Annotated in this window: 16 protein-coding genes; 9 read left to right on the plus strand and 7 right to left on the minus strand. The window is 69.7% G+C overall.

What is annotated here, in order from left to right; genetic code table 11:
• Positions 1 to 33 precede the first annotated feature (33 nt).
• From katG to AB0H64_RS08680, 4 genes are all read right to left on the minus strand, one after another.
• Entirely contained in the window at positions 34 to 2265 is a 2232-nt protein-coding gene (gene katG, locus AB0H64_RS08665) for a catalase/peroxidase HPI (RefSeq protein WP_357621723.1), read from the minus strand.
• 33 nt (positions 2266 to 2298) lie between these two features.
• The gene (locus AB0H64_RS08670) at positions 2299 to 2736 is read right to left on the minus strand and encodes a Fur family transcriptional regulator (RefSeq protein ID WP_357621726.1); all 438 of its coding nucleotides are present in this window, start codon (positions 2734 to 2736) and stop codon (positions 2299 to 2301) included.
• 271 nt (positions 2737 to 3007) lie between these two features.
• Positions 3008 to 3679: a Pr6Pr family membrane protein gene (locus AB0H64_RS08675; RefSeq protein WP_357621729.1), complete on the minus strand. Its 672-nt coding sequence runs from the start codon at positions 3677 to 3679 to the stop codon at positions 3008 to 3010.
• A gap of 49 nt (positions 3680 to 3728) precedes the next feature.
• On the minus strand, positions 3729 to 4319 hold the full coding sequence (locus tag AB0H64_RS08680; protein WP_357621731.1) for a TetR/AcrR family transcriptional regulator: 591 nt from the start codon (positions 4317 to 4319) through the stop codon (positions 3729 to 3731).
• Positions 4320 to 4501: 182 nt separating this feature from the next.
• Here AB0H64_RS08680 and AB0H64_RS08685 point away from each other — a divergent pair, with 182 nt between their 5' ends.
• From AB0H64_RS08685 to AB0H64_RS08705, 5 genes are all read left to right on the plus strand, one after another.
• Positions 4502 to 5347 (plus strand): phosphotransferase, encoded by an 846-nt coding sequence (locus tag AB0H64_RS08685; RefSeq protein WP_357621734.1) that lies wholly within the window; start codon positions 4502 to 4504, stop codon positions 5345 to 5347.
• 243 nt (positions 5348 to 5590) lie between these two features.
• A complete protein-coding gene (locus AB0H64_RS08690; RefSeq protein ID WP_357621736.1) occupies positions 5591 to 6028 on the plus strand; it encodes a hypothetical protein in 438 nt (145 codons plus the stop codon).
• 10 nt (positions 6029 to 6038) lie between these two features.
• Positions 6039 to 6890 (plus strand): hypothetical protein, encoded by an 852-nt coding sequence (locus AB0H64_RS08695; RefSeq protein ID WP_357621738.1) that lies wholly within the window; start codon positions 6039 to 6041, stop codon positions 6888 to 6890.
• Positions 6887 to 7282: a YbaB/EbfC family nucleoid-associated protein gene (locus tag AB0H64_RS08700; RefSeq protein WP_357621740.1), complete on the plus strand. Its 396-nt coding sequence runs from the start codon at positions 6887 to 6889 to the stop codon at positions 7280 to 7282. The genes AB0H64_RS08695 and AB0H64_RS08700 overlap by 4 nt, the downstream gene beginning before the upstream one ends.
• Before the next feature lie 3 nt (positions 7283 to 7285).
• Entirely contained in the window at positions 7286 to 7600 is a 315-nt protein-coding gene (locus tag AB0H64_RS08705) for a YbaB/EbfC family nucleoid-associated protein (protein ID WP_357621742.1), read from the plus strand.
• A gap of 69 nt (positions 7601 to 7669) precedes the next feature.
• On the opposite strand, the gene AB0H64_RS08710 is transcribed toward AB0H64_RS08705, so the two are convergent.
• From AB0H64_RS08710 to AB0H64_RS08720, 3 genes are all read right to left on the minus strand, one after another.
• Positions 7670 to 8674, minus strand: a complete 1005-nt coding sequence (locus tag AB0H64_RS08710) for a hypothetical protein (RefSeq protein ID WP_357621745.1) — start codon at positions 8672 to 8674, stop codon at positions 7670 to 7672.
• Positions 8671 to 9174 (minus strand): RNA polymerase sigma factor, encoded by a 504-nt coding sequence (locus AB0H64_RS08715; RefSeq protein ID WP_357621747.1) that lies wholly within the window; start codon positions 9172 to 9174, stop codon positions 8671 to 8673. The genes AB0H64_RS08710 and AB0H64_RS08715 overlap by 4 nt, the downstream gene beginning before the upstream one ends.
• A gap of 130 nt (positions 9175 to 9304) precedes the next feature.
• Positions 9305 to 10195, minus strand: coding sequence for a LysR family transcriptional regulator (locus AB0H64_RS08720; RefSeq protein WP_357621750.1), 891 nt, complete (start codon positions 10193 to 10195; stop codon positions 9305 to 9307).
• Between the two features lie 172 nt (positions 10196 to 10367).
• On the opposite strand from AB0H64_RS08720, the gene AB0H64_RS08725 reads away from it, so the two are divergent.
• From AB0H64_RS08725 to AB0H64_RS08740, 4 genes are all read left to right on the plus strand, one after another.
• Positions 10368 to 10796: a nuclear transport factor 2 family protein gene (locus AB0H64_RS08725; protein WP_357621753.1), complete on the plus strand. Its 429-nt coding sequence runs from the start codon at positions 10368 to 10370 to the stop codon at positions 10794 to 10796.
• 63 nt (positions 10797 to 10859) lie between these two features.
• Positions 10860 to 12014, plus strand: coding sequence for a methyltransferase (locus AB0H64_RS08730; RefSeq protein WP_357621756.1), 1155 nt, complete (start codon positions 10860 to 10862; stop codon positions 12012 to 12014).
• 107 nt (positions 12015 to 12121) lie between these two features.
• The gene (locus tag AB0H64_RS08735; RefSeq protein ID WP_357621758.1) at positions 12122 to 13513 is read left to right on the plus strand and encodes a cytochrome b N-terminal domain-containing protein; all 1392 of its coding nucleotides are present in this window, start codon (positions 12122 to 12124) and stop codon (positions 13511 to 13513) included.
• A gap of 26 nt (positions 13514 to 13539) precedes the next feature.
• Positions 13540 to 14613: an FAD-dependent oxidoreductase gene (locus AB0H64_RS08740; RefSeq protein ID WP_357621761.1), complete on the plus strand. Its 1074-nt coding sequence runs from the start codon at positions 13540 to 13542 to the stop codon at positions 14611 to 14613.
• The last annotated feature ends 8 nt before the right edge of the window (positions 14614 to 14621 follow it).

The following is a 14621-nucleotide window of genomic DNA, read 5'->3' on the forward strand; positions in this document are numbered from 1 at the left end:
GTACGGGGCCGGCCTGGACATCGATCAGACGGGTCAGACCAGGTCGAACCGGTCCAGGTTCATGACCTTGTCCCACGCCGCGACGAAGTCGTTCACGAACTTCTCCTTCGCATCGTCGCTCGCGTAGACCTCGGCGATCGCGCGCAGCTCGGAGTTCGACCCGAAGACCAGGTCGGCGCGGCTGCCGGTCCACTTGACCTCGCCCGTGGCGGTGTCGCGACCCTCGAACGTGCTCTGGTCCTCGGAGGTCGCCTTCCACACCGTGCCCAGGTCGAGCAGGTTGACGAAGAAGTCGTTCGTCAGAGCGCCGGGGGTCGTGGTGAGGACGCCGAGCGACGACTGCTGGTGGTTCGCGCCCAGGACGCGGAGACCGCCGAGGAGGACGGTCATCTCGGGGGCGCTCAGGGTCAGCAGGTTCGCCCGGTCGAGCAGCAGGTACTCGGCCGGCAGCCGGTTGCCCTTGCCGAGGTAGTTGCGGAACCCGTCGGCGGTCGGCTCCAGAGCGGCGAACGACTCCACGTCGGTCTGCTCCTGCGAGGCGTCCACGCGGCCCGGCGTGAACGGCACCTGGACGTCGAAACCGGCGTCCTTGGCGGCCTGCTCGACGCCCGCGGCACCGGCCAGCACGATCAGGTCGGCGAGCGAGACCTTCTTGCCGCCGGTCTGCGCGGCGTCGAAGGCGTCCTTGATCCCTTCCAGGGTGCGCAGCACCGTCGCCAGCTGGTCGGGGTCGTTGACCTCCCACCCGCTCTGCGGCTGGAGGCGGATGCGGGCGCCGTTGGCGCCGCCGCGCTTGTCGCTGCCGCGGAACGACGAGGCCGACGCCCACGCGGTGGACACGAGCTGGGACACCGACAGGCCCGAGGCGAGGACCTGACCCTTGAGGTAGGCGACGTCCTGGGCGTCGACGAGCTCGTGCGTCACCGGGGGAAGCGGGTCCTGCCACAGCAGCGTCTCGGCCGGGACCTCCGGGCCGAGGTAGCGGGCGACCGGCCCCATGTCGCGGTGGGTCAGCTTGAACCACGCCCGCGCGAACGCGTCCGCGAACTCGTCGGGGTTCTCCAGGAAGCGCCGCGAGATCTGCTCGTAGATCGGGTCGACGCGGAGCGAGAGGTCGGTCGTCAGCATCGTCGGGGCGTGGGTCTTCGACGGGTCGTGGGCGTCGGGAACGGTGCCGGCCCCGGCGCCGTCCTTGGGCCTCCACTGGTGCGCGCCGGCGGGGCTCTTGAACAGCTCCCACTCGTAGCCGAAGAGGATCTCGAAGAAGCTGTTGTCCCAGGTGATCGGGGTGTTGGTCCAGATGCCCTCAAGGCCGCTGGTGATCGTGTCGCCGCCCTTGCCGGTGCCGAAGGTGCTCCTCCAGCCCAGGCCCTGCTCCTCGATCGAGGCGGCCTCGGGGTCGGCGCCGACGTGGTCCGCCGGGCCGGCGCCGTGGGTCTTGCCGAAGGTGTGACCGCCCGCGATCAGGGCGACCGTCTCCTCGTCGTTCATCGCCATCCGGCGGAACGTCTCACGGATGTCGCGGGCCGCGGCCAGCGGGTCCGGGTTGCCGTTCGGGCCCTCCGGGTTGACGTAGATGAGGCCCATCTGCACCGCGCCGAGCGGGTTCTCGAGCTCCCGGTCGCCGCTGTAGCGCTCATCGCCGAGCCAGGTGGTCTCGGGACCCCAGTAGACGTCCTCGTCGGGCTCCCACACGTCCGCGCGACCGCCGGCGTAGCCGAACGTCTTGAAGCCCATCGACTCCAGCGCCACGTTGCCGGCGAGGATCAACAGGTCGGCCCACGAGAGGTTCCGGCCGTACTTCTTCTTGACCGGCCACAGCAGGCGGCGGGCCTTGTCGAGGTTGCCGTTGTCGGGCCAGCTGTTGAGGGGCGCGAAGCGCTGCTGGCCGGCGCCGGCTCCGCCGCGGCCGTCGCTGATCCGGTACGTGCCCGCGCTGTGCCACGCCATCCGGACCATGAACGGGCCGTAGTGGCCGAAGTCGGCCGGCCACCAGTCCTGCGAGGTGGTCAGCACCTCGGCGATGTCCCGCTTCACGGCCGGGAGGTCGAGGCTCTTGAACGCCTCGGCGTAGTCGAAGTCGCCGCCGAGGGGGTTGGCCACGGCGGGGTTCTTGGCGAGGATCTTCAGGTTGAGCCGCTCAGGCCACCACTGACGGTTGCCGCCGCCCTGGGTCGGGTGCAGGGCGCGCCCGTGCGGGACCGGGCAGCCGCCTCCGCCCTCCGTCTTCGGGTCGGTGACGATTGCATCATGGTTCTCGGACATGGGAATCCTTCCGGGCTACGCGGATCACGGTGCTCAGGAACTGCGGGAAGTGGAACAGCCGGGGCACAGGCCCCAGTAGATGACCTCGGCCTCCTCGATCGAGAAGCCGTGGTCGTCGGACGCGGTCAGGCAGGGCGCATGGCCGACCGCGCAGTCGACGTCGCCGACGGCGCCGCACGACCGGCACACCACGTGGTGGTGGTTGTCGCCGACGCGTCGCTCGAACCGGGCCGGGCTCCCGGCAGGCTCGATGCGGCGTACGAGTCCCGCCGCGGTGAGCGCGTTGAGGGCCTCGTACACGGCTTGGAGAGAGATGTGGCCCACGCGATCGCGCACCCCGGAGGCGATCGCCTCGACGTCGAGGTGATCGCCGTCCCGAACGGTGTCGAGCAGCGCGACTCGGGCGGCCGTCACCCGCAGGCCTGCACCGCGCAGCTCCTCGGCGGTGGTCGGTGTCCTGGGTGCGGTCATGGTGCCAAACATATCGCCATAAACACGAACGATACAAGGTAAGGAACAGTTCAAGTCTGGCGCCGCGCACGTGGAACCGCTGTGGGGCTACGGGTTTCGCTCGCCGGAAGGGCGTGTCGTGACCATGGGCAAAGACCCGGCAAACAGCACAGGACTGCGCGCCCCACGGCCGATCCGGGTGCTGCGGGCTGACCGTCGAACGGCACGACCGTTTCGAACCCGGCATGATCGAGCGCTTCGCCGCCCGCAGACCCGCGGCCTGACCCTCGACCTATCGGTCTGCGGCTCCGGCTGGGGACGAGAGCACGGAGGCGGCGGCCGTATCGGCACGGTCGGCCAGGCGGTGCAGGGCGATGAGCCCGCAGCCGAGCAGGGCGAAGCAGACGGCCAGCGCCACCGCCATGAGCGAGACCCCGCCATAGCCGTACTTGTCCACGTCCAGGAACGGATAGGGGTATCTCTTCCACGCCTGTGCGGGCAGCAGCGCGCCCCGCACCAGCGCGAACACCAGATACGCCACCGGATAGGCCAGCCACACGAAGGCGGCCGCCCATCTCGGCCGGGCGGCGTTCCGGTCGAAGAACAGCCAGTCGATCACGGCCATGACCGGTGTCACGTAGTGGAGGAGGAAGTTGCCGAGACCGAGACCGGAGTGGGACAGGCGCTCGAAGGGGTTGGCCCCGCGCATGCGCAGGAAGTGCCAGATCAGCCCGGTGATCACGATGTAGAGCGTCACCGCCCCCTTGACCTCGAGGGAGGGCCGCCGCCTGCTCACCACCCGCCAGAAGCAGTAGCCGGCGAGCAGCAGATTGCTCTGTACGGTGAACAGCACGAGCGGGTTCAGCGGGTCGGCCAGGGCGATCCACGTATAGACCATGCCGGTCACCCCGGCCGCGATCAGCACCGAACGGAACATCGTCGCCCAGACCATAAAGATCACCATGGCACATCCCGCGCCCACCCGACCGCCGGTTCACCGGCCTCGCGGGTCGTCAGCCGGCCGATCCGCCCGGCGTGCCGGCGATCCGGCTGACGAGGAAGTCGAGCCGCTCCGCTTGGCCGTCCGGGGGGATGCGGCCGCTGTCCGACAGGGCGGCCATGCCGTGCAACGCGCTCCAGGTGACTTCGGCGAACAGCTCGCGTCGCGGGTTGTCCGAGCCGAAGCAGCTCACGAACTCGTCGAAAGCGGCGCGCAGCGGGGGCGGCGTCTCGGCGTGCGCGAACTTCACCTCGGTCGGCAGGACGAACATGGCCTGGTAGAGGGCGGGCTGCTCGGTCGCGAACTCCAGGTAGGCGCGGCAGACGGCGTGCAGCGTCCGCGGCGGCTCGGGGTCGGCCAGCCGGGCACGGCGCAGGCGGGCCGCGAGCTCACCGAAGCCTTCGATGGCGACGGCGCGCAGGATGGCGTCCTTGCCGTCGAAGTGGCTGTAGAGCACGGGCTGGCTGTACTCGACGCGCTCAGCCAGCCTTCGCGTGGTCACCGCCTCCCACCCCTCGGCCTCGGCCAGTTCGCGGGCGGCCGTGATGATCAGCTGATGGCGCTGGGCGCGTTCACGTTCGCGGCGTTCGGTGATGGCGGACATGGCATCAGCATAGCAATGCTAGGCATCATGTCCATGATAGAAATATTGTCGCCATCTCAACCAGCGCACTGCCATCGAGAGCTGCGGCCGGCGATCAGCGCGGGACGTCGGCGTTTCTATGATTTGTGGTGGCCGCATGTGTCAGGCGGCACCGCGTCCCTACCGCAGAAAGTAGCCGATGTATGCGTGGGCACGTACCCGACGACCTGCTGGAGATGGCTGACGCGCTCCTCCCGGGAGCCCCCCTCGACGCGGCGCGGCTGGCCCGGGGTGGGATTCACGACGTCGTCCTGCTTCCCGGTGTCGCGGCCGTGCGCGTCAGCCGGCGCCCCGCGGGCGCCGAGGCCCTGCCGCGCCGCACCGAGGTGCTGCGCCTGATCGCCGCCGCCGGGCCGCCGTTCGCCGTCCCCGAGCCGCTGACGCCGGTGAGGATGTTCGGGGATCGAGCGGCTGTCGCCGTGTCATGGATCGACGGTGCCGGGCTGGGGGAGGGCGAGGGCGATCCTGGCAGGATCGGCGAGCTGCTGAGGGCCGTACGGGAGTTGCCCGTCACCCCCGAGCTGCGCGCCGTCCTGCCCGCGCCACGCGAGCACCACGGCAGCGACAACTGGGCGTCGATCTTGGCTGAGGAGGTCATCCCCCTCTTCCCGGCGAAGTGGCGTGGCGAGGGCCGGAGACGCCTGGAGGAGGCGCTGGCCCTCGAACCCGTCCCCGACTCGCTCGTCCACGGCGATCTGGTCGGGTCCAACATCCATTGGAGCGAGAACGGCAAGCTGATCGGTGTCCTGGACTGGGATCGGGCCCACCTGTTCGATCCCGCGATCGACGCCGCCTTCATGGCGTGGCACGGCTGGGACAACCTCCGCCAGGCCGTCGACGCCGAGACCTACCACCGAGCCTGTGTCTGGGAAAGGACCTTCGGCGTCGACCACCTGGTCGCGGTTCTCGAACTCTCCGGCCGGCCGCTGGCGCATGTCGAAAGCTACGTGCGGCACACCGTCGCCTGGCTGGAGCAGCACGCCGGCTGACATGAGACGCGCCGGGTTCGCGGCGCCATCAGGGTGTCATGACCTCCAGGTCGCCGGAGTCGCTGGACAGCGCGATCGTGCGCTGGGCCGAGGGGGCCCGGGCGCCCGGGTCACGGTTCGCGCGGCCGCCCGTGGTCGCCTCCGGCGACGCGGAACGGGTGATGATACAAAGATCGCGTGTTAACCGATCAACCGTCATCCACGGTCAGTTCGCCGACCGTCTCGGCATCCGGCCCTGCCACCATGGCGACGCTCGTGAGCCCGTGCTCGCATGCCCCCGCCTGCCCGCCGCCCAGTTGCCTCCCGCAGAGTCTGCGGACGCAGCCCGCGCAGGCCGTGTCAGCCAGGTACGCGCCGGCACCGGACGACCCCGGTGGCGCCCGGGACGGCTACACCGAGCATGAGCGGTACGTGCGGAAGTTCGCCGGCACCATGGACAGCTCCGCCACCGGCGTGGAAACCGTCAGGCAGTGGACGCCACGCTTCGAGGGCTGGAACCTGATCCCCATGGCCGGGGTGCCCATAGTCGGGCTGATGTTCGTCGGCCGGTTCAACACCGTCACCGACACGTGGGAGGACAGCGCCGGCATCCTCGCCGAGGTGCTGCGCACCGACAGCGGCAAGGTCTCCAGAGCCGCCGACAACTACGCCGCCGCCGACCAGAACAGCACACCCACGTGAGGAGTTCGCGATGACGGTTCCCTCCGGCGAACCGCCGAAGCTGATCCTGCCAGGCCAGACCGCGCCCACGGCCGACCAGCAGCTCCACGTCACCGACGCCCGCGGCACCGTGCAGCGGACCGTCACGGTCGCCCCCAAGACGCGTACCGACCCCGGCTTCTACAAGCGGCTGATCACGGAGTTGAACCCGCTGCGCCAGAGCAACCGGGCCGCGATGGCGGTCTCGGGACTCGGCGTGGCCGCGCTCGCGCTGGACGTCGCGGCCACCCTCAACCTGGGCAATCCGTTCCTCTTCTACGACCGGCGCGAGCAGTGGAAGGACATGGCCGGGCGGTTGGAGGGCAGCCGGTCGGACCTGTGGCGGTCCTTCTTCGACGACATCACCCCCAACTGGACCGGCCAGGCGGTCCAGACCCTCCAGCAGTACATCCGGTTCAACGTCAACGGCCTCTACGGCCAGCTCGGCAAGATCTCAGGCGCGATGAGCAGCACGATGCACGGCCAGTACAAGGAGGTGCTGGAGTACGACTTGTCGGTGTTCGGGCTCTATGCCACCTCCGCCCCTATCCTGCGCGCCGTGGCCACCATGAGCGCGCACCCGGTCGGCAGGGTCGCCCTGATGACCCAGGTCGGGCTCTTCATGAGCGCGTCCGGCAACCTGGTCAAGCAGTTCGCCGACGTGTACAACTCCTACGAGAGTGACCTCAACAAGCTGGAGCTCAAGCTCAACGACCTGAGGGGCGCCTTCTACCGGTCCGGCGACCCGGCGCTGGGGGCGCGCGACCTCCACCTCACTCCCGCGATCGAGGACCCCACCCTGCTGGATGAGTACTGGATCCCCGCATCCAAGGGCGCCTCATGAGAAACGTCGAGGCGTTGGCCGGGGGCGGGCCGGACGATCTCCCCCGCCTGCTGCGTGAGGCGGATGACTGGGCCCAAGCCCTGACCGGGGCTCTGGACGGGCTGGAGGAGGAACGACTGTCGGGCATCGACCCGTCTGGGGTGGTCCGTGCCGAGGTGACCGGCAGCGGGCGCCTGCGCGGGCTTTCGATCGACCCGCGCGGCCTGCGCGGCCTCGACCACATCCAGCTCGCGCAGGCCGTCCAGGAGGCGATCGCCGCGGCTCACCTCGCGATGGGAGAGCGGCTTACCGAGGTCGTCCAGGACCTCACAGGCCGGACGCAGGGCACCGTGGGCGCAGATGCCGCCGACCCGCTCCAGGGTTACATCCACAACGTGCTGCGAGGAGAGTGAGCGATGGAGGAGCTGGAGGAGGCGGAGGCGCGGCTGGAGGCGCTGATCGCCGCCGCCGCCCGAGCGGAGGCGAGGGTGGAGGAGTGGAGCGCCGCCGAGTTCTCCGGCCGGGCCGACGACGGCGGGATCGCCGCCGTCACCGACGCGCTCGGCACCCTCGTGCGACTGGAGATCTCGCCACGGAGCCGGAGAAGGCTGGACGCGACGGGCCTGGCCGACGCCATTCTCACGGCGATCACGGCGGCCGAGGAGGCCGCGAGGGCCTCCAGGGACACGCTGTTCGCGGACCTGTTCGCCGCCCCGGGCAAGATCGTGTAGTCGTTCCGCACGACGCCGCAGGCCGGTGATCCGCCCAAGCCTGGACATGCCGCGCCACGGTCCGGTGTTCTAGAGCCGGGCCGTACAGCGCCGGCACCCGGGAGGCGGCACCGGCCGCACATCGCTCCAGCCCGCCTTCCTGACGATCTCGGCGTTCCACGCGACGCCGTCGGGAGCCAGCCACTGCCTCCCGAGCAGCTGCCCGGTCCTGGGGTCGATCACCAGCTGACTTACCCTGGACTGGAGGGCCAGCCCGCCGAGCCCGAACGTGCCGGGAACGCCCTCGACCACCTCGATGCCCGGCGCCTTCGCCAGGAGAAGGTAGGCCGCAGCCCTGGTGCCGGGCGTCGCCGGTGAGCCGGCCAGCCGCAAGGCGGCCCCCGCGAGCCATTGCTCTCGCTCAGCGGCCACCTGGGGGTCATAACTCTCCAGCAGCCGCGTCCTGAGCGCCGCCGGCGCCTTGGGGAGGTTCCGCAGCTCCGTCAGCGTCGGCGTCAACCCCTCCGCGAGCTTCAGCGCCGACTTCAGAGGTGTCGAGGAGTACGCGGGCATGTTCTTGTCGCACCCCCGCGCCGGGCACAGCTTGGGTGAGCCGTCCCGTCGCCACGCCTTCAGGCCCTCGGCCGTGTACGGCTTCGACGACATCGGCTCGTACCAGCCGTAGACCTCGCGGTAGGGCCCGAGGGCGAGCACCTCCATGGCCCGCTCCTCGACCTGGTAGCCGTTCCCGTTGTTCGTCCGCATGACCTGCTCGGTGTCCCGTCGCCAGAAGCGACCCTTCGCCTCCGGTGTCGCCGCCAGCCTGGCGGCCGCGGCCTCCAGCTTCTGCATGGGCGTCACCGCGGCAGGCTCCACCGCGGGCCGGGGCACGAGTGTCGCCACCGCGCCGATCACGAGCGCGACCGCCGCCGCCACGAGCGCCATGCCCGTCCACGGCCTCCTGCCCACCCGTGAACCGGCCACAGCGGGAACCGGTGCGGCCGCGCGTATCCGCGCCCGCGCCGCCGCCAGTTGGCCGGCCGATGGGGACGGCACATCGGGCATCACCGAGTCGATGACCTGGAACTCGTTCATCCCAACCCCTCACGCAGCTTGGCCCTGGCCCTGTTCAACCGGGACGCGACCGTCCCCGAGGCGATTCCGAGCGCCGCCGCCACCTCGTCGTACCTCAGTCCGGCGTACGCGACGAGCAGCACCACGTCGCGCTCGCCCTGCGACAGCCGCGCCAGCGCCCCCGCCAGCCGGTCGACCGTCACGCTCGCGCTGATCCTGTCCACGATCCGCTGATCGTGACCTTCGTCGTCAGGTGGCGGCCCCGTCCTGGCCATGGCGCGGTATCTACGCACCTCGGCGCGGCGATGCCTGCCGATGAGGTTGGTGGCGATGCCGTACAGCCACGGCCTTACCCCGCCTGCGGCCGCGTCGAAGCGGTCGCGCTGCCTGAAGGCGATGAGGAACGTCTCCGCCGCCAGGTCCTCGGCCACGTCGAGGTCCAGCCTGCGGCCGATGTAGCGCCAGATCTCCTCGTAGTGGGCTTCGAAGACGGCCTCGAAGACGTCCGGAGCAGTGATCACACTCCTGTTTGCCCGCCGGCGCGCGATTCTTCCAGGAAATCTTGAGAGGTTGTCGCGCTCGGCCACGGGTGCTCGGGCCAGTGCCGGTCCGGTCAGGAGATGCGCCGAGGGGGCGGCATGGTCCCCTCCCTCACTGAGCGCCGGCACTCGCCGCGCGGACGAACTCACGCACGCGCCCACTGGAGTTGGCCGCCAGCCAGATGGGCGCCCAGCGGATGGGCGGGGCGTCGTGCACGAGGACGTAGGCGATGTCGGGCCGTGGGTAGAACCGTGCGGCATGCTCCCCGACGAGGTAGACGCCCTTGCCGGCCGCGATGAGGGTGAGTGCCTCACCGAAACTCGCGGCCTGAGGGCCCTCCGGGATGGGCCTGCCGTCCGGGGTGCGACGCGGCGTCCGGTCGACCTCGAACGCCTGCGGGGCATCGCGCGGTCCCTGGATCAGGGGATGCTCGGCGAGCGCCGCCATCGGCACTGACTCCATCCCGGCCAGGACGTGGCCGGCCGGCACCGCGACCATGCGCGACTCCGACAGCAGCACGGGGCCGGCGGTCAGGCCGGGCTGGCTGGCGAACAGGACGTCGGTGAACTGGACATCGATGTCACCGCCGAGGAGCCGGGAGACGGTGTCGTGCCAGTGCGTCTCATGGATGTGCACCGCGCAGTCGGGATGACGGTCGGCGAACACGCTCACCGCCTTGAGCAGGAGCTGGCCGGCGATCGCACCGAGGAAGCCCACCCGCAGGACGCCGCTGACGCCGTGTCCCGCGTCGATCGCCCGCTGGAGCGCATTCTGGATGCCGTCCACGTGCGGCCTCAGCCCTTCGGCGAGCTGCCTGCCGAGAGGTGTCAGGCGGACCTGGCGGCTGGTGCGCTCGAACAGCGGCGCACCGACCAGGCGCTCCATCTTCTTGATCGTCTGGCTGACGCGGCCCGGGGTGAGCCTCAGTCGCTCGGCCGTCCGGCCGAAGTGCAACTCGTCGGCGAGTACCAGGAAAACCTGGATCTCCTGCCGTTCCAGCACCGCCGCCCCCGTCGTTGAGCCCGACTAAACGAGCCTTCCCCGATCACGCATTGATACAGATCAGCGGGTCTGAGATGGTCGCCACCACGACAAATCTAGCCGAACCATGCGGATGTGGCCGGAACGTCTCCGCGCCGCCACCCACCCCCATAGATCAGACCACGGAGGACTGATGATCACCCAAGACCCGAAGATCGAGGCCATCGGGCGCTTCTTCACCGCGTACGCGGCCGACGACCTGGACGGCATCGCGCAGGTACTCGCCGAGGACGTCCAGTGGACGATCCCCGGACACCACCCCCTCTCGGGCGTCAAGCACGGGGTGGAGGAGGTGGTCGCGTTCTTCACCCAGCTCGCCAAGTCCGGCTTCCAGGCCGATCCGATGTTCCTCGAGGCCAACGAGGAGTACGTCGTGGACGTCCACCGCGGCTGGACCACCGAGGGCATCGGCAAGGTCGACACCCTGTGGGCGCTGGTGTGGCACTTCAACGCCGACGGCAAGGTCGACAAAGTGGTCAATCTGTCCGCCGACCAGCACCAGATGGACGCCTTCGTATGGAGCAACTACCCCCTGGCCCCCCTCCCCGACCGCCTGGGCTGACACAGCCGGAGACGTCCATCCTCGATGGCATGACGGACGCGAGACTCGCTAGCCTGAGGCGCGATGAACCATTTGAGCACGTCGCGAGGCGAGTACGCTCTCACCCGCTTCCCCGAAGATCCCCGCGATCCGCTACGCGCGTGGGACGCCGCCGACGAGTACCTGCTGCGGCATCTCGCGGGCATCGACGGCGAACCGACCGACCTGTCGGGCACCGTGGTCGTGCTGGGCGACCGCTGGGGTGCTCTGGTCACCGCACTCGCCGACCATCGCCCCGTACAGATCACCGACTCCTACCTCACCCAGCAGGCGACCCGGGCGAACCTGAGCCGCAACGGGGTCGCCGAGGACGCGGTACGGCTGTGCACGACGATGGACGCGCCACCTCCCCGGATCGACGTGTTGCTGATCCGGGTGCCCAAAGGGCTCTCGCTCCTTGAGGATCAGCTGCACCGTCTGGCGCCGCACGTGCACGCGGGCACCGTGGTCGTCGGCGCGGGAATGGTCACCGAGATCCACACCTCGACCCTACAGCTGTTCGAACGTATTCTCGGGCCGACCAGGACGTCCCTCGCGGCGAAGAAGGCGCGGCTCATCTTCTGCTCACCCGACCCCGGGCTGCCCCGCAGCGCCAGCCCATGGCCGCGCAGCTACGCGCTGCCCACCGGCATCGGAGCGGTCTCAGGACTCACCGTCACCAACCACGCGGGTACCTTCTGCGCCGAACGCCTCGACATCGGCACCCGGTTCTTCCTGCAGAACCTGCCGCCGCTCCGGGGGCATGCGCAGGTCGTGGACCTGGGCTGCGGCAACGGGGTGATCGGGCTCGCCGCGTCATTGACCGACCGTGACGCCAAGGTGACGTTCATCGACGAGTCCTACCAGGCGCTCGCTTCGGCGGAGGCGACGTTCAGGGCGAACGTGGACGCGGACGACATCGCGACGTACCTGGCGGCCGACGGCATGTCCGGCCTACCGGCGGGCACGGTGGACCTGGTCCTGACCAACCCGCCGTTCCACACGCACCGCGCGAGGACCGACGCCACGGCTTGGCGCATGTTCAACGGGTCACGCGCGGCACTGCGCCGCGGCGGCGAGCTGTGGGTGGTCGCCAACCGGCACCTCGGCTACCACGTGAAGCTGCGCCGGCTGTTCGGCAACTGCGAGGTCGCCGCGAGCGACCGCAAGTTCGTCGTCCTGCGAGCCGTCAAGCGCTGACCGCGCTCCACGTGGTGGTGACGCGAATCACCGCCACCGACGCCTCATCGCTGTCACAACCCCCGGCCCGATTCCGTCATAGGAGTAGGCAAGGATAGGGGGCCCAAATGCGTTCGTTGTCGGTCAGACGCCGCTCGTTCCAGTTCTCCCACTGGTCGTTCATGTTCGCGGAAATCGCCATCTGGTCGTTCGTGGTTCTGGCGGCGACCGGGGCGGTGCTGATGGTGTTCTACGACCCCAGCATGTCCCAGGTGACCTATGACGGCTCGTACGGCCCGCTGCGCGGACTCTTCGTCAGTAAGGCCTTCGACTCGACCATGCACCTGAGCCTGGAGGTGCGCGGCGGCCTGCTCATCCGCCAGGTCCACCACTGGGCGGCGCTCGTCTTCGTGGCGGCCGTCGTCCTGCAGTTGCTGCGCATGTTCCTCACCGGCGCGCTCCGCCGCCCGCGCACCGGACAGTGGCTGATCTGGGTGACGCTGCTGGCGCTGGGCATGGCCGCGGGCGAAACCGGCAACGCCCTGCCTGACGACATGCTGTCGGGTGGGAGCCTGTGGCTGATCATGTCGGTCGTGCAGTCCATCCCCGTGGTGGGCGCCTGGGCGATGTCGCTGCTGTTCGGCCCGGACTTTCCCGGCGACAGGGTCATTCCGGTCATGTACGGGGCACACCTGCTGATCCCGGTCGTCATGGCCGCGATGTTGATCGCCCGTGAGCTGCTGGTGCGGCGGCACGGCCACTCCCGGTTCATCGCCTCGTTGCCGGCGCGGCGGAGCGTACGCCCCACGATGGCGCTCGCGACGATCGGCATGCTGATCATTCTCGGGTTCGGTTTCCAGATTGCCCCCATATGGCTGTACGGCCCTGCCAAGCCGACGCAGATCTCGGCGGGCTCGGTTCCCGACTGGTACATGGGGTTCCTCGACGGCGCCCTGCGGATCATGCCCGGCTGGGAACTCACCATAGGGGACCACACGCTCAACCTCACGGCCCTCGTCCCCACACTGGTGGTACCCGGGGTCTTCTTCACCGCCCTGGCCGCCTACCCGATGGCCGAGCGCTTCCTCCTCTCGCGACGCAGCCGCCGCGACGCGCTGGGCCGGCCCAAGACCACGAGACGCATGGCACGCGAGGCGCTCGCACATGACCTGCTCGATCGGCCACGTGAGACGCCGGTGAAGACAGCCATCGCCGTCGCCGGCGTCACGTTCTACGGTCTGCTGTGGGCAGCCGCGGCCAACGACCAGCTCGCCCACCAGTTCCACATGACCGTCGATGCTGTGACGATCTTCTTCAGGCTCGCCGTGGTCATCGGCCCCGTCGTCGCCTTCGTCATCACCCGGTGGATCTGCCTCGCGCTTCAGCAGACGGATCGCCACGTGGCCGAGCACGGAGTGGAGACCGGGATCATCACGCGCTCCACCGACGGCGGGTTCCACGAACGACTGGCGCCGGCGCAGCAGGAGAGCCGGGAACCGGCGATCACCTCAGGGAGATGACGATGACACCGAACAGGCCACAGGTTGTGATCTTAGGAGCTGGGGTCGCCGGGCATGAGGCGGCGCGTACCCTGTCGAGCAAGCTGGGAGACGGCGCCGAGATCGTGCTGGTCAACCGGAGCGGCATGACACTGCGTCCAGAGCTGCTCCCGCAGGTGATGACGGGCGTCCTCAGCCCGGATCGGGTCAGCGTGTCGCTGGCCGAGACGCTGCCGGGGGTGCGGTTGGTGCTCGGCACGGTCACTCATATCGACGCCCACGCCCAGCGCGTGCTTCACGACGGCGGCGTGCTGGACTACGACCGGCTGATCATCGCAGCGGGAGGCGTCAGTGAAGTCGCCCAGGTCTCCGCGGTCTCGGCGCACAGCTTCGGCTTCCACAACGTCGACCAGGCCCTCCATCTGCGCGATCACATCCACCGGCAGGTTTCCCTCGCCGCCGCGAGCACCGATCCCTTCGAACGCGCCGCGCACTGCACGTTCGTCGTACTCGGCGCGGGATACGCGGGCACGGCGGTGGCCTCGGCCGGGCAGTCGCTGTCCCAGTCGATCGCCTGCCGCGACCCGCGGTTGCGCGAGCAGCCGATCCGCTGGATCCTGGCCGATCCCGCCGAATGGCTGCTGCCTGACATGCGGCACCGCGTGTCCAGCGCCACCGTCCGAATGCTGCGGTCGCGGGGAGTGGAGGTTCGGACGCAGACCTCGCTCGGCCAGATCACCTCCGGGGGGCTACGGCTCACCGACGGCGCGTTCATCCCCACCCGCACGATCGTGTGGAGCTTCGGGGTCCGCCCCGATCCGCTCGTGACCAACCTCGGGCTGGCGGCCGAGCAGGGCAGGATCAGGGTGGACGAGCACCTCACCGTGCCCGGCCATCCGGAGATCTACGCCTGCGGCGACGTGGCCGCCGTCCCCGACCTCACCAGGCCCGGCAAGATCACCCCGATGAGCGGGCAGCATGCCCTGCGCCAAGGCAGGTTGGCGGCCGGCAACGTCGCGGCCTCCCTCGGGTACGGCTCGCGCCAGCCGTACCGGTACAGGATCCGCGACTCCATCGTGGACCTGGTCCGTGCATCGGAGCAGCCTCTGAGTGTGGCATGAGTCGGGCT

Source organism: Nonomuraea sp. NPDC050733, assembly GCF_040654215.1.
In the GTDB taxonomy this organism is placed as follows: domain Bacteria; phylum Actinomycetota; class Actinomycetes; order Streptosporangiales; family Streptosporangiaceae; genus Nonomuraea.

Coding starts and splice junctions, on each gene's coding strand:
- katG (WP_357621723.1), bottom strand. CDS start 2,265: ATGTCCGAGAACCATGATGCAATCGTCACCGACCCGAAGACGGAGGGC.
- AB0H64_RS08670 (WP_357621726.1), bottom strand. CDS start 2,736: ATGACCGCACCCAGGACACCGACCACCGCCGAGGAGCTGCGCGGTGCA.
- AB0H64_RS08675 (WP_357621729.1), bottom strand. CDS start 3,679: ATGGTGATCTTTATGGTCTGGGCGACGATGTTCCGTTCGGTGCTGATC.
- AB0H64_RS08680 (WP_357621731.1), bottom strand. CDS start 4,319: ATGTCCGCCATCACCGAACGCCGCGAACGTGAACGCGCCCAGCGCCAT.
- AB0H64_RS08685 (WP_357621734.1), top strand. CDS start 4,502: ATGCGTGGGCACGTACCCGACGACCTGCTGGAGATGGCTGACGCGCTC.
- AB0H64_RS08690 (WP_357621736.1), top strand. CDS start 5,591: ATGGCGACGCTCGTGAGCCCGTGCTCGCATGCCCCCGCCTGCCCGCCG.
- AB0H64_RS08695 (WP_357621738.1), top strand. CDS start 6,039: ATGACGGTTCCCTCCGGCGAACCGCCGAAGCTGATCCTGCCAGGCCAG.
- AB0H64_RS08700 (WP_357621740.1), top strand. CDS start 6,887: ATGAGAAACGTCGAGGCGTTGGCCGGGGGCGGGCCGGACGATCTCCCC.
- AB0H64_RS08705 (WP_357621742.1), top strand. CDS start 7,286: ATGGAGGAGCTGGAGGAGGCGGAGGCGCGGCTGGAGGCGCTGATCGCC.
- AB0H64_RS08710 (WP_357621745.1), bottom strand. CDS start 8,674: ATGAACGAGTTCCAGGTCATCGACTCGGTGATGCCCGATGTGCCGTCC.
- AB0H64_RS08725 (WP_357621753.1), top strand. CDS start 10,368: ATGATCACCCAAGACCCGAAGATCGAGGCCATCGGGCGCTTCTTCACC.
- AB0H64_RS08730 (WP_357621756.1), top strand. CDS start 10,860: ATGAACCATTTGAGCACGTCGCGAGGCGAGTACGCTCTCACCCGCTTC.
- AB0H64_RS08735 (WP_357621758.1), top strand. CDS start 12,122: ATGCGTTCGTTGTCGGTCAGACGCCGCTCGTTCCAGTTCTCCCACTGG.